General features: G+C 70.9%; 15 protein-coding genes. 7 read left to right on the top strand and 8 right to left on the bottom strand.

What is annotated here, in order from left to right; translation table 11 throughout:
* Nucleotides 1-8: 8 nt before the first annotated feature.
* The 3 genes from IE153_RS20735 to hemL all read right to left on the bottom strand — a co-directional run bounded on the left by IE153_RS20735 (nucleotide 9) and on the right by hemL (nucleotide 3,888).
* Nucleotides 9-1,307 carry a polysaccharide deacetylase family protein gene (locus IE153_RS20735; RefSeq protein WP_189591376.1) on the bottom strand — a complete coding sequence of 433 codons (1,299 nt, stop codon included), beginning with the start codon at nucleotides 1,305-1,307 and terminating at the stop codon, nucleotides 9-11.
* A gap of 569 nt (nucleotides 1,308-1,876) precedes the next feature.
* A complete protein-coding gene (locus tag IE153_RS20730) occupies nucleotides 1,877-2,575 on the bottom strand; it encodes a histidine phosphatase family protein (protein WP_184909350.1) in 699 nt (232 codons plus the stop codon).
* Complete coding sequence (gene hemL / locus IE153_RS20725; protein ID WP_189591375.1) at nucleotides 2,572-3,888, bottom strand: glutamate-1-semialdehyde 2,1-aminomutase; 1,317 nt, start codon at nucleotides 3,886-3,888, stop codon at nucleotides 2,572-2,574. Before hemL ends, IE153_RS20730 begins: the two co-directional genes overlap by 4 nt.
* A 509-nt stretch (nucleotides 3,889-4,397) precedes the next feature.
* On the opposite strand from hemL, the gene IE153_RS20720 reads away from it, so the two are divergent.
* The gene (locus tag IE153_RS20720; RefSeq protein ID WP_003974483.1) at nucleotides 4,398-4,835 is read left to right on the top strand and encodes a hypothetical protein; all 438 of its coding nucleotides are present in this window, start codon (nucleotides 4,398-4,400) and stop codon (nucleotides 4,833-4,835) included.
* A gap of 410 nt (nucleotides 4,836-5,245) precedes the next feature.
* Here the strand turns inward: IE153_RS20720 and IE153_RS20715 are convergent, their stop codons facing one another.
* Nucleotides 5,246-5,734, bottom strand: a complete 489-nt coding sequence (locus tag IE153_RS20715) for an ArsI/CadI family heavy metal resistance metalloenzyme (RefSeq protein ID WP_189591374.1) — start codon at nucleotides 5,732-5,734, stop codon at nucleotides 5,246-5,248.
* Between the two features lie 26 nt (nucleotides 5,735-5,760).
* On the bottom strand, nucleotides 5,761-7,140 hold the full coding sequence (locus IE153_RS20710) for an NAD(P)-binding domain-containing protein (protein ID WP_229829078.1): 1,380 nt from the start codon (nucleotides 7,138-7,140) through the stop codon (nucleotides 5,761-5,763).
* Between the two features lie 178 nt (nucleotides 7,141-7,318).
* Between IE153_RS20710 and IE153_RS20705 the strand changes: the two genes are divergently transcribed.
* Entirely contained in the window at nucleotides 7,319-7,696 is a 378-nt protein-coding gene (locus IE153_RS20705; protein ID WP_189591373.1) for an ArsR/SmtB family transcription factor, read from the top strand.
* 380 nt (nucleotides 7,697-8,076) lie between these two features.
* Here IE153_RS20705 and IE153_RS20700 read toward each other — a convergent pair whose 3' ends face one another.
* Nucleotides 8,077-8,520 carry a PIN domain-containing protein gene (locus IE153_RS20700; protein ID WP_189591372.1) on the bottom strand — a complete coding sequence of 148 codons (444 nt, stop codon included), beginning with the start codon at nucleotides 8,518-8,520 and terminating at the stop codon, nucleotides 8,077-8,079.
* On the bottom strand, nucleotides 8,517-8,783 hold the full coding sequence (locus IE153_RS20695) for a ribbon-helix-helix domain-containing protein (protein ID WP_189591367.1): 267 nt from the start codon (nucleotides 8,781-8,783) through the stop codon (nucleotides 8,517-8,519). The genes IE153_RS20700 and IE153_RS20695 overlap by 4 nt, the downstream gene beginning before the upstream one ends.
* 433 nt (nucleotides 8,784-9,216) lie before the next feature.
* On the opposite strand from IE153_RS20695, the gene IE153_RS20690 reads away from it, so the two are divergent.
* Complete coding sequence (locus IE153_RS20690) at nucleotides 9,217-10,026, top strand: GNAT family N-acetyltransferase (protein ID WP_189591365.1); 810 nt, start codon at nucleotides 9,217-9,219, stop codon at nucleotides 10,024-10,026.
* Here the strand turns inward: IE153_RS20690 and IE153_RS20685 are convergent.
* Nucleotides 9,999-10,181 carry a hypothetical protein gene (locus IE153_RS20685; RefSeq protein WP_189591547.1) on the bottom strand — a complete coding sequence of 61 codons (183 nt, stop codon included), beginning with the start codon at nucleotides 10,179-10,181 and terminating at the stop codon, nucleotides 9,999-10,001. The two genes, IE153_RS20690 and IE153_RS20685, sit on opposite strands and share 28 nt — an antisense overlap.
* A gap of 120 nt (nucleotides 10,182-10,301) precedes the next feature.
* Between IE153_RS20685 and IE153_RS20680 the strand changes: the two genes are divergently transcribed.
* The 4 genes from IE153_RS20680 (at nucleotide 10,302) to IE153_RS20665 (ending at nucleotide 12,415) form a co-directional block, all read left to right on the top strand.
* Nucleotides 10,302-10,622 (top strand): hypothetical protein, encoded by a 321-nt coding sequence (locus IE153_RS20680; RefSeq protein ID WP_229829077.1) that lies wholly within the window; start codon nucleotides 10,302-10,304, stop codon nucleotides 10,620-10,622.
* Nucleotides 10,623-10,831: 209 nt separating this feature from the next.
* Nucleotides 10,832-11,017: a hypothetical protein gene (locus tag IE153_RS20675; protein ID WP_189591363.1), complete on the top strand. Its 186-nt coding sequence runs from the start codon at nucleotides 10,832-10,834 to the stop codon at nucleotides 11,015-11,017.
* 53 nt (nucleotides 11,018-11,070) lie between these two features.
* Nucleotides 11,071-11,835 (top strand): FAD-dependent thymidylate synthase, encoded by a 765-nt coding sequence (gene thyX / locus IE153_RS20670; RefSeq protein WP_031102742.1) that lies wholly within the window; start codon nucleotides 11,071-11,073, stop codon nucleotides 11,833-11,835.
* Between the two features lie 19 nt (nucleotides 11,836-11,854).
* Entirely contained in the window at nucleotides 11,855-12,415 is a 561-nt protein-coding gene (locus IE153_RS20665) for an LOG family protein (protein ID WP_031102743.1), read from the top strand.
* The last annotated feature ends 31 nt before the right edge of the window (nucleotides 12,416-12,446 follow it).

The following is a 12,446-nucleotide window of genomic DNA, read 5'->3' as shown; positions in this document are numbered from 1 at the left end:
ACCGCATTTCAGGCGGCGTTCCGTGAGGCCTCTCCGCTGGGCGTGGCGGCCTGACCGGTGAACTCCCGCCAGCCACCGGCCGGCTGCTGCCCGACCCCGAGCGTGCGGAGCTTGGCGAGCACCTCGGGCTTCTGCGCGTCCAGCCAGTCGGTGAACTGCCGGAAGGAGACGAGACGCACATCCGCGCCCTTCTCCTTCTCGCGCGCGATGTGCTTGAAGGCCTCCTCGACGGCGTCCATGTAGATGCCGCCGTTCCACTGCTCGAAGTGGTTACCGATGAAGAAGGGTGCCCGGTTCGTCTCGTATGCCCGCTTGAATCCCTGGATGTACGCCTGCGCCGACTGCTTCCGCCAGCCCGGGTAGTTGTGGGCCGGGGCCTTCGTGGTGGCGAGGGACTGGTTGGCCAGCATGTTGTAGTCCATCGACAGGACCTCGAAGCCGCGGCCGGGGAAAGGTATCTGCTGTAGGGGCAGGTCCCATATGCCCTGGCGCTTGGCGGGCCAGACCTGGAGGCCGCCGGGCGAGGAGGCGTCGTAGCGCCAGCCGAGCTCGCGGGCGGTGGGCAGCAGGTTGTCCTGGCCGAGCAGGCAGGGCGTACGGCCGCCGACGAGTTCCTTGTCGTAGTCGAACGGCAGCGACGGCAGGTCCGTCCAGCCGGTGTTGGTGCGCCACTCCTTCACGAAGGCCTTGGCCTGGTCGATCTCGCTGCGCCACTGCCGGGGCGTCCAGTTCTTGACCGAGCCGTGGGCCTCGCCGCAGAAGTGCCCGTTGAAGTGGGTGCCGATCTCGTGGCCCTCGAGCCAGGCGCGGTGGACGTTCTTCAGGGTCGCCTTGACGTGGTCGTCGGTGAGGTAGCCGATGTCGGAGGCGCCGCGGGGGTTGTTCGGGGGGTTGTAGAGGCGCTTCTTCGACTCGGGCAGCAGGTACAGCCCGGACAGGAAGAAGGTCATGCTCGCGCCGTGTTCCTTGGCGAGGTCCAGGAAGCGCGGGAAGAGACCGTTGCCGACCTCGCCGGCGCCGTCCCAGGAGAACACGACGAACTGCGGCGGGGTCTGACCCGGCTCCAGCGGCTCGGGCTTCGCGGGCTGGTGGGGCTGCTTGCCGGTGTGGGCGGTGGAGCCATCGCCGATGGGGCGGGCGGTGGGCTCGGGCTTCGCCTTCGCTCCGCCCTGCGCGGAGTCGCCGCCGGAACCGTCGGCGTGGCCGGATTCGTCCGAGCCCGTGAGACCGCCGCATCCGGCGAGTGAGACGGCGGCGGCGGCTCCCGCGCCGAGTCCGAGCATTCCCCTGCGGGAGAGAGCGCGCATGGCATCCCCGATTCGTCACGTCGTGCTGGTCACCCAGTCAGAGGACGTGAAGAGCGGGGAGGTTCCGCTTAATTGCGCAGATTCCGTAACGAAGCGGTCGTAAGCGATCAGAAGGGGGCGAAGAGAGGGGCGTGCGCGCCTGTCGAAGACGCCGCGTGCGCTGCCCGTCGCGGGGGCGGCGGGAGCGGTCGCCGGGCCGACCGTGGGTTCATGCGTCCGCCAGGGCGGGCGGACGCCCCGGGGCGCCGGCGGCGCCGCTGCGCTTCGCACCCGCATCCTGGCGGCTCAATGGCGCCCCTGGGGCGAAGACGGGGGACGCCACGCCGGGGTTCCGCCCGGGCGCGGCGCCTCTGCGGCGCCCGTTCAGGCGCACCGCGCCGCGGGTGCGCCCGCTCGCACTCGACTCACCGCCCCCGCTCCCCTCTCCCGGGTGCCGACGCCGAGAGCCTGCGCCCGCAGCGGCGTCCCCGCCCGGGTCACGGGCGTCCCCCGAGGGGCGGGGTGCCCGGCTGCCCCGGGTTCCGCCCGGGCAGGCGCGCTTGTCCACACCCTGTTGACGCGTACCGCGCCTACGCCCCGAAGGCCTTCGCCTGGCCCTTCACCGGCTTCGCACCGGCGAGGAGGTGGGCCGGGACCAGGTCGCGGGCCGGCTCGGTGTAGCCGACGGAGACGATCCGGTCGCCCTGGTACGTGAAGGTCGTCAGCGAGGCGAGCGTGCACTGGCGCTTGCGCGGGTCGTGCCAGAGGCGGCGGCGCTCGACGTACGACCGGACGATCCAGATGGGCAGCTGATGGCTGACCACGACCGCCTCGTGCCCCCGGGCCTTGTCCTTCGCCGCGCCCAGCGCGCTCATCATGCGGACGACCTGGTCCACGTACGGCTCGCCCCAGGACGGCCGGAACGGGTTGACCAGGTGCTTCCAGTTGCCGGGCTTGCGCAGCGCCCCGTCCCCGACGCCGAACGTCTTGCCCTGGAAGATGTTGTCGGCCTCGATCAGCCGCTCGTCCGTGGCGAGACCGAGCCCGTGCGCCTTGGCGATCGGCTCGGCCGTCTCCTGCGCCCGCTCCAGCGGCGAGGCGACGACGTGCGTCACATCGCGGCCGGACAGGTGCTCGGCGACCCGGTCGGCCATGCGCCGGCCCAGGTCGGAGAGGTGGTAGCCGGGGAGGCGGCCGTAGAGGATGCCGTCCGGGTTGGCGACCTCGCCGTGCCGCATGAGGTGGACGACGGTGATGTCCTCGGCGCTGTCGTTCCGCTGGTCGCTCATGCCGTCGCCTCCGCAGCCGCCCGGGCCGCCGCCGGAAGGGCGTCGGCGATCCGCTGCACGGCCCGCTCGTCGTGCGCGGTGGACACGAACCAGGACTCGAAGGAGGACGGCGGCAGGTAGACGCCGTCGGCGAGCAGCGAGTGGAAGAACGCGGTGAAGCGGAAGGACTCCTGCGTCTTGGCGTCCTCGTAGTTCCGCACCGGCCGGTCGGTGAAGAACACCGAGAACATGTTGGAGGCGGTCTGCAACCGGTGCGCGACACCCTCCTTGGTCAGGGCCCCGGTGACGAGCCCCTGGATCTCCTTCGAGACGGCGTCGACCTTGGCGTACGCGGCGTCGTCGAGAAGCCGCAGCTGGGCGAGGCCGGCCGCGGTGGCGACGGGATTACCGGAGAGGGTGCCGGCCTGGTAGACGGGCCCGGCCGGGGCGAGGTGGGCCATCACGTCCGCCCGTCCGCCGAAGGCCGCCGCGGGGAAGCCGCCGCCCATGACCTTGCCGAAGGTCATCAGGTCGGGGACGACGCCGTCGACCCCGAACCAGCCGGCGCGGCTGGTCCGGAAGCCGGTCATGACCTCGTCGGAGACGTAGAGCGCGCCGTTCTCGGAGCAGATGTCCTTCAGGCCCTGGTTGAACCCGTCTGCGGGCGGGACGACGCCCATGTTGCCCGGGGAGGCCTCGGTGATCACACAGGCGATCTCGCCGGGGTGCGCCCGGAAGGCCTCGCGGACGGCGTCGAGGTCGTTGTACGGCAGGACGATCGTGTCGCCGGCCTGCGCGCCGGTGACGCCCGGGGTGTCGGGCAGCGCGAAGGTGGCGACGCCGCTGCCTGCCGCGGCGAGCAGCGAGTCGACGTGACCGTGGTAGCACCCGGCGAACTTGATCACCTTGGTGCGCCGGGTGAAGCCGCGGGCGAGCCGGATCGCGGACATGGTCGCCTCAGTGCCGCTGGACACCAGCCGCACCTGCTCCAGCGGCGCGACCCGCGCGACCATCTCCTCCGCGAGCGCGACCTCGCCCTCACCGGGCGTGCCGAAGGACGTGCCGCGCGAGACGGCGTCCTGCACGGCGGCGATGACCTCGGGGTGGGAGTGCCCGAGGATCATGGGCCCCCAGGAGCAGACGAGGTCGACGTACTCCCGCCCGTCCGCGTCCGTCAGATAGGGACCGGTGCCGGACACCATGAACCGCGGCGTGCCGCCGACGGCTCGGAAGGCCCGCACCGGTGAGTTCACGCCGCCGGGCGTGACGGCCGCCGCGCGGTCGAACAGAGCCTGCGAGGCCGGTGCTTCATACGGATATGCCAGTTCACTCATGACCTGCGACTTCTCCGACCTTCTCCGACGCTGTCGGGCTCCGGGTGCCAGTGACCTGTTCAGGGTAGGCCAGGGGCGTGCGCGGGCGGGGCGTGGGACAACCGGCCCCCAGGTCGCCGTCGTCTGCGAGACTGGTCCCTGATACACACAGCTCAAACGGCCCGGGGTGGTCGGAGGCTGCGGAGATCCTGCGGGCAGATGTTTCAGCGCACGTTTCGGCGGGCGGCCGTGGGGGAGGTCACTGACACGATGATCGGGTTGCGCGGCGGGGGCGACGCGTTCTGGAAAAGCAGTCGGGTGGAGATATGCATCGCGGTGGCGGACTGGGCGAGGGGACTGATGACCTGGGTCCTCGACGTGCCCGGCGGGGAAGGCACCGGCGCGAGGCGGAGGACGCTCAGGAACCGCGTCAGACACAGGATCGGCCGAGTGAACCGGAGCGGGCCGCCGGACGTACTGAACGCCAGGTGGACGATCTTCGGGCCGGGGGCAGCGGGAATGGTGGTCGGGTGGGGGTGACGTACAAGTACTTCGGTGCGCCCGACGGCGCGACCGCGGCCCGCGTCCCGATCTCGATGCGCCCCGAGGAGCTCGGCGGCGATGAGCTCGGCATGAACGGCATGTTCACGAAGATCAAGCCGGAGACCATGGCGGCCATGGTCCTCACAGGCATCGAAGGCGTCCCTCTGCACAAGGTCCCGCCCCTGGAACTGGTCGTCCTGCACCCCGACTACGCCGTGGTGAAACTCCCCATGACGGTCGTCGACCCCCTGCGCGGCATCGGCGAGGAGGCGGTGGGCGCGGCGGCCTTCATCTGGTCGACGGTCCCGGACCGGGGCGGCCCCCGGGACGCGTTCAACGTGTACCAACTGCTGCACGAGTGGCAGGACTTCTCACATCGGTTGCATGAGGCGGGGCATCAGCCTTATTGCTTGGTGTGGCCCTGAGCTGGGGTTTCGTAGGAGTCGGGCGGGGTCTTCGGGCCTCGCCCTTTTGCGTGCCGGGAAGGGGTCGTCAAGCGGCCGGGGCACATCCAGGGCATTGAGCCGCTTGCTGGATCCATGAGCGGTCCAGGCCGGGGTGGAGCGTGGAGCCTCGTCGTCCACCACCACTACCCGGATCACGCGCTCCGCCTCACCTTCGTCCCTGCCGTCCGGCCCACATGCCGACTCGACCCTAAAGCCCCTGCACAGGCCCGGCGGCCAGACAGACGCCGGCTCCAGCCACACGGCGGCGCAGCTCCCACCGATCGGCAGGGAAGTCGCACCGGCTGCACGAGGCGGGGCATCGGCCGTACTGTCTGGTGTGGCCCTGAGCTGATCCCACCGCCGTCCCGCTCGCGCATCGCCGGAGCGGCTCAGCAACAGCCGCGCGTCGCGACCGGATCACCGGGGCTCTCGGCTCGGCTATCGGCGGAGCTGTCGGAGCGATCGGCCGAGCTGTCGCAACACGTGCTTCCCCGCTGCTTGGCCAGGGACGCCGCGTCCGCCTTGACCACGTAGACCTCCCAGGGTTCCCGGCCGGGGCCGTGGACCCAGACCTTGTCCTGGAGGGCGTAGCAGCAGGTGGTGTCGTTCTCCACGTCGGTGGTCAGACCGGCGTCGCTCAGGCGGGTTGTCGCCGCCCGGACGGCATCGGTGTTCTCGACCTCGACGCCGAGGTGGTCCATGCGGGTCGCCTCTCCCGCCGCGCCCTCGATGAGGACGAGCTTGAGCGGGGGCTCGGCGATGGCGAAGTTGGCGTAGCCGTCGCGGAGCTTGGCGGGCTCGGTGCCGAACAGTCTGCTGTAGAAGGCGACCGACGCGGCCAGGTCGGGGACGCGAAGGGCGAGCTGTACGCGGGACATGGCGGACCTCTCTGGTTGCGGAGTGTTCAGCAGCCGCCGGAGCCGGCGGCCGGGGTGCCGATGCCGGTCTCGATCCGGGGGGCGCCGGTGGTCGAGCAGCATCCGGCGGCGTCCTGCTCGGCGTTCTCCGGCTCGTCGAACAGGCCCGCGCCACCGCACACTCCGGTTTCCGGCAGGGTCAGTTCGACGCGTTCGGCGGCCTCTCGGTCTCCGGCGATGGCCGCGGTGACGGAGCGGACCTGCTCGTAGCCGGTCATCGCGAGGAACGTCGGGGCGCGGCCGTAGGACTTCATGCCCACGAGGTAGACGCCCTGCTCGGGGTGGGACAGCTCGTTCACGCCGTGCGGGTAGACCGTGCCGCAGGAGTGGACGTTGGGGTCGATGAGCGGGGCGAGCGCGGTCGGGGCCTGGAGGCGTTCGTCGAGGCCGAGGCGGACCTCGGAGAGGAAGGACAGGTCCGGGCGGAAGCCGGTCAGGACGATGACCTCGTCGACCGGGTCGAGGCGGCGGCCGTCGTCGTCCACGAGGACGAGCCGGTCGCCGTCGCGCTCCACGGCCCGGGTGCGGAATCCGGTCGCCGTACCGGCGTGGCCGGCCTCGACGGCGGCCTTGGCGCGCAGGCCCAGGGCGCCGCGTGCGGGCAGTTGGTCGGCCTCGCCGCCGCCGAAGGTGGAGCCGGTGATGCCGCGGCGCAGGATCCACACCGCGTGGGTGCCCGGCTCGTCCTCGGCCAGGTCCGCGAGAGCGGCGAGGGCGGTGAAGGCGGAGGCGCCGGAGCCGACCACGGCGGTGCGCCTGCCCGCGTACCGGCCGCGCACGGCCGGGTCGCTCAGGTCGGGGACGCGGTAGGAGATGCGGTCTGCCGCGGACTTCTCGCCGAGGGCGGGAAGGCCGTCGGCACCCATCGGGCTCGGGGTGGACCAGGTGCCGGAGGCGTCGACGACCGCGCGGGCGCTGATCCGTTCCTCGCGGCCGTCGGCCAGGGCGATGTGCACGGTGAAGGGCTGCTCGTCGCGTCCCGAGTCGACGGTGCGGTCGCGTCCGGCGCGGGCGACGCCGATCGCGGTCGCCCCGTAGCGGATCCTGCCGGCGAGGACGTCGGCGAGAGGCTGGAGGTAGTTCTCGGCCCAGTCACCGCCGGTCGGGTACGCGGAGCCGTCCGGGCGGGTCCAGCCGGTCGGGGCGAGCAGCTTCTCGGCGGCCTGGTCGGTGATCTCCGACCAGGGGGAGAACAGGCGCACGTGCGCCCAGCCGCGCACGGCGGTGCCGGCGGACGGTCCGGCCTCCAGGACCAGCGGTTCGATGCCGCGCTCGACGAGACGGGCTGCCGTGGCCAGGCCGACCGGGCCCGCTCCGACGACCACGACGGGCAGCTGATCAGCGGCGAGCACGCCGTTGTTGGCCACGGGATTCCCCTTTGCTTCGACATTCGTCGATGGCTTGTGATGCCAGCATGGCACTTGCTTCGATGACCGTCAACATAGACATTCATCGAATTGAAGGAGCGGAGGAGAGGGCCGCCCGGCCGAAAGGAGACCACCCCGACCCTCGTCGACTTGGTTCGACGTATGTCAACATAGATGCATGTCGAATACGAAGGTGCTGCCGCTGCTGGAGCCCGAGGTCTCCGAGACCGTGGCGCCGTGCTGCCCGCCCCTCACCGAGCGCCCGTTCACCGCGGAGGAGGCCGAGACGGCCGCGCGGATGTTCAAGGCCCTGGGAGACCCGGTACGACTGCGACTGTTCTCGGCCGTGGCCTCACACGAGGGCGGCGAGGCGTGCGTGTGCGACATCTCCGATGTCGGCGTCTCCCAGCCGACCGTGTCCCATCACCTGAAGAAGCTCAAGGACGCCGGCCTGCTGACCTCCGAGCGGCGCGGCACCTGGGTCTACTACCGGGTGGAGCCGTCCGTACTGGCCGCGATGGGCAAGCTGCTGACCATCGCGCCGGCCGCGGCCTGACGATCGGCCTGTCTGTGTGAACGTCTCGCCGCACGACGCTCCCATCACCCTCCGGCCCCTGGCACAGGCAGATGATCGAAGGGACGGTGAGCTCGCTTCGTGACCTCAGTGACCGAGACCGGCATACGCGAGGTCATCGTCATCGGCTCCGGCCCCGCCGGATACACACCGCCCTCTACACAGGCCGCGCCGAACTCAAGCCACTTGTGTTCGGCGGTGCGATCTTCGTGGGCGGCGCGCTGACCACGACGACCGAGGTCCAGACTTTCCCGGCTTCCCCTAGGGCATCGACGGCCCGGACCTGGCCCGGCACCTGCTTCGTCGTGGGCGGCACACAAGTCCTGTGTGGGAACGTGCACTTGACCGCCGAGGAGCTTGCGTCACAGGGGAAGGTCGTCGGGGAGCACCCGGAACGCCTTGAAGCGGCCCAACGGGCGCACGGCCCGGAAGTCTCGTCGGTCGAGAGTCAGGATCGCATCCGTGTCGTAGTCGGCGGCAAGCGCCACGTTCACCGCGTCGGCGAGGTCGAGGTCCAGCGCACGGTATCGGACACGGACGGACTGGGCGGCGCCCAAGTGGTCCTCCGTGACCTCCGGCATGACGACACGCCCCCGGCCCATCCAGCGCCGCAGGTCGTCGACCGCGCTGGAGGCGGCCTCCCTGCCGAGCTCACGCGTCGCCACGTGATCAAGTTCGGCCAGTAGGAGCGGGGACATGACCAGCAGGCCGGCGGCCATGATCGCCTCGTTCGCCGCCCGGTGTTCCGGATGAGCCGAGTCCAGGGCTGCCAGAAGGCCGGACGTATCGGCGATGACAATGATCACGCGGCGGATCCGGAACCCGAGCCGGTCTCACGCCGGACGGCCTCGGTGACCGTGTCACGGACCTCCGACTTGGACAACGTTTGCCCCGGCCCCTCGAAGGTGCGTGAGAACAGCGGCTCGTCCCAGACCCTGTTCGCCATGGCTGCAAGGTGGATGCCCTGGCGGATGATCTCGGCCTCGCTTATACCTCGGCGCTTGGCGGCCTCCTTGATGATGGCCAGGTCCTCGGGGTCGGCGTAGACGTTGGTGCGCTTCATGGACATGTACCAAGAGTAGTCCATGTACCGGATTGATGTATTCGCTGAGGCGCCAACCGCGGGCCTGCCGCAGCCCGGCGTGGGCCCGCAGTCGACGGCGGTCGACCTGCTTACCCTCGCGCCCGGCTCCGGCGTCAACTCGCCGGCGAGGAAGAGGGGCTCGGCGCCCTCGCCATCGAGATCACGCTGCTCTCCTCGGACCAGGACGACCCTCGCAGCCCGTTCCACTGGGCCGGCCCGGGGCACACCCGGTAGCTGCGCCCACCGCAGCCGGCACACCAGGCAGGTCTTTCACGGCGCTCCACGCAAGGCGCACGCCACGGATCACGCCGGTATCCGGGAGACGGGCCGGCCTCCCCACCCCGGTGAGGGGATGAGCCGCGCCCGTCTTGGGCAGTACCGGTACGCAGCCGGTGACCATGACCCCAGGGGGACCCCCGTGCGTGATCTCGCGGACTCGATCGAATCGGTGGAGCAACTCGCCACGGTCTGGCGGATCATGGTGCTCGACCGGGAGCCGCGGGCCGACGTGCGGGATCTGCCGGGGATCGCCGTGCGGTGGGCGGACTGCCGGTTCGCCTTCTGGAACTGTCTGACCCTGACGGACGTCGGCGCGGACGCCGGGTTGCTGAAGCAGCGGCTGAACGAGGCCGCCGGGATCATGCGGTCGAAGTCCCGCCCCGGGTTCCTGTGGGTCTTCGAGGACCTGCTCGACGACCCGGCGCGCGCCGCGCTCGGTGAGGCCGCCGAGGAGGCGGGGCTCGCCTACGCCTTTCCCGGCACCGGCATGGCGGGCGATCTGCTGCCGATCCCCGAGCCGGCCCATCCCGAGCTGACCTTCGTGCGCGTGACCGACGACGAACTCCTCGCGGCCTACGCGGACATCAACGCGCGTGCCTACGGGTTCCCGGCGGAGGACGGGCGGGACGGGCTCGCCGGGTCCGCGTTGTGGAAGAGCGGCGTGTTCGCGTATCTCGGTCTGCGGGACGGGGTCCCGGTGACGTGCGCCGCCACCGTCGAGGCGGACGGACGGCTCTTCGTCGTGCTCGTCGCCACCGATCCGGCGTGGGAGCGGCACGGGTACGGGGAGGCCGTGACCCGAAAGGCGCTGCACGAGGGGGCCCGGGCGACCGGACTGACCCGGGCGACGCTGCACGCGACCGCCGCCGGTGCGCCCGTCTACCCGCGGATCGGGTTCCGGCCGAACTCCCCGATCGGGTTCTACTCGCTCGCCGAACTCGCGGACTGATCGTCCCGGGCCGCTGCCGCGGCGGCATCCGTCGTCGTCCTCGCGGCCACCGGAGCCGTCGTCCCCCGGGGGATCACGTGCGTCGGCAGGACGATGTGGCGTTCGTGGTCGCCGTCCGAGTCGTCGATGAGCTTCAGGGCCGGCTTCGCGCGCACCGCCGCCCTGCACAACCCTGCACTGCACGGCTATGACCCTTCCGGGCGCCCTGTATGCGCCAGCACAGTCGTTCTGCTTCTGCGTCCAGCCCCGTACGAACGACTTCTAGGAAGGCCCGTATGAGAACCGAGTTGGACACGTCCCAGCAGACCCTCAGCGCGGCCGCCCTGCTGCAGGGCGCCCGCAGTGCCGTGGAGCAGAGCTACCCCTGCGACGACTCGCTCGCCCGGGCCGCGCTGCATCTCATCGAGTGCGCCACGGACGTCGTGGTGCGGCTGCCCGAGCGCGATCTGGCCTCCGCCCGTGACGTGCTGGGCGCGGCCCGGGCCGCCGTGGTGACGGCGACCGTGGCCGTGCGCGAGATCCACGACCGGGAACGCGGCGAGCAGGTCGCCGCCCCCGCCGGCCCCGGAAGGGTGGTCTGCGGACTCGACCGATAGGCGTTGCATTCAACGAAGTTGCCCCGTCGCCAGGGAGCGGTTTTCAGCCGCCGGCGACGGGGCTCTTCGCATATGCCGGAAGGTACCTGCAGGGGATTCCCACCTACGCACTGCACAAGTGTGACCTTATTGCGGAGCACTCGCGACCGAAGAATGGACATTGCGAGCGGGGGAGCCGCTCAAAACACCGGACGAGAAAGAGGAACGAAATGCTCCGCACGATCTCCCTTCACCTGGCCGCCACCCGCGCCCGTGGTCTGCGCACCCTGACCGCCGTCGCCGCCGCCGGTTTCCTCGCCGCCCCCGCCGTCCCCGCGGTCGCCGGCCCGGCCGGTACCCCCGCCGCCACGACGGTCGTCGCGGGCGAGACGCCCGACGACCACGGCTGGGACTGACCCGCACAACTTCAGCCAGCCGACATCAAGCCAGGTCAACGGAGGGAAACGCAATGACGATCAGCCCGGCGATCGAGACCGCCCCCGACGAGAGCACCGTCTTCACCCCCGAGATCGAACTGCGCAGCGAGATCACCGTCGAGCTCGTCGATCACACCGCGTCCGACCTCGGCGTCGTCCGTGCGGCGCGCGTGTCCACGGCCGGCGAGGAGGCGCACCGCGAGGAGCGCGGCGACGATTACATAGGCGGCCTCATCCGATATCTCATGCGCAGCCGCCACGGCAGCCCTTTCGAGCACAACTCCATGACTTTCCTGGTGCACGCGCCGATTTTCACGATCCGGCACATGATGCGGCACCGAATGTGGTCCTTCAACGAGGAAAGTGCGCGTTACAAGGACCTGAAGAGCGTGTTTTACGTACCGGACCGCGAGCGCGCCCTGAAGCAGATCGGCAAGCCGGGCCACTACCAGTACGTGCCGGGCGACGAGCAGGACTACGACCTGGTGAGCACCGCCACCAGTGAGGCCTACCGCGCCGCGTTCCGCGAGTACCAGCGGATGCTCGACGCCGGCATCGCCCGCGAACTGGCCCGCGTGGTCCTGCCGGTGGCGACGTACTCCACCGTCTACGCGACCTGCAACGCCCGTTCCCTGATGCACTTCCTGGGCCTGCGCACCAACCGCGCCGACGCCGCCTACGTCTCGCACCCGCAGCGCGAGATCGAGGTCGTGGCCGAGCAGATGGAGGAGCAGTTCGCCCGTCTGATGCCGCTGACCCACGAGGCGTTCGAGAAGTTCGGCCGGGTCAGCCCCTGACCCGGAGGGGGTCCCTGCCATGCGTATCACCGTCTACGCGGGATCGGCCCTGGGTAACCGGCCGGTCTACCGGGAAGCGGCGGCCGTGTTCGCCAAGGAGATGGTCGCCGCGGGCCACGAGATCGTCTACGGCGGCGGAGCGGCGGGCCTCATGGGTGTGGTCGCCGACTCCGCGCTGGCGGCCGGCGGCCGGGTCACCGGCGTCATGCCGACCCATCTCGTCGACGCCGAGGTCGCCCACCGCGGCCTGACCGAACTGCACGTCGTCGACACCATGCACCAGCGCAAGCAGCTCATGGCCGACCTCGCGGACGCGTTCATCGCGCTGCCGGGCGGGGTGGGCACCGCCGAGGAGATCCTCGAGGTGTGGGCCTGGCTGGTGCTCGGCACCCACCAGAAGCCCGTCACGCTGCTGAACGTCGAGGGCTACTGGGACCGGCTGCTGCGCATGACCTGCCGCATGTCCCTCAGCGGCTTCCTGCGCGAGGAGGAGCTCGGCACCCTCGCGCCCGTCGCGGACGCCGCCGAATTCCTCCGCCTCGTGCGGGACTGGGAGCCCCCGCCGCCGCGCTGGGGCTGACCGAAACCCCCTCGCCAGGGCTGAAATCGAG

This window comes from Streptomyces massasporeus (genome assembly GCF_014648995.1).
In the GTDB taxonomy this organism is placed as follows: domain Bacteria; phylum Actinomycetota; class Actinomycetes; order Streptomycetales; family Streptomycetaceae; genus Streptomyces; species Streptomyces massasporeus.
The sequence above is the reverse complement of the archived record's forward strand: the minus strand, read 5'-3'. Positions and strand labels throughout refer to the sequence as shown.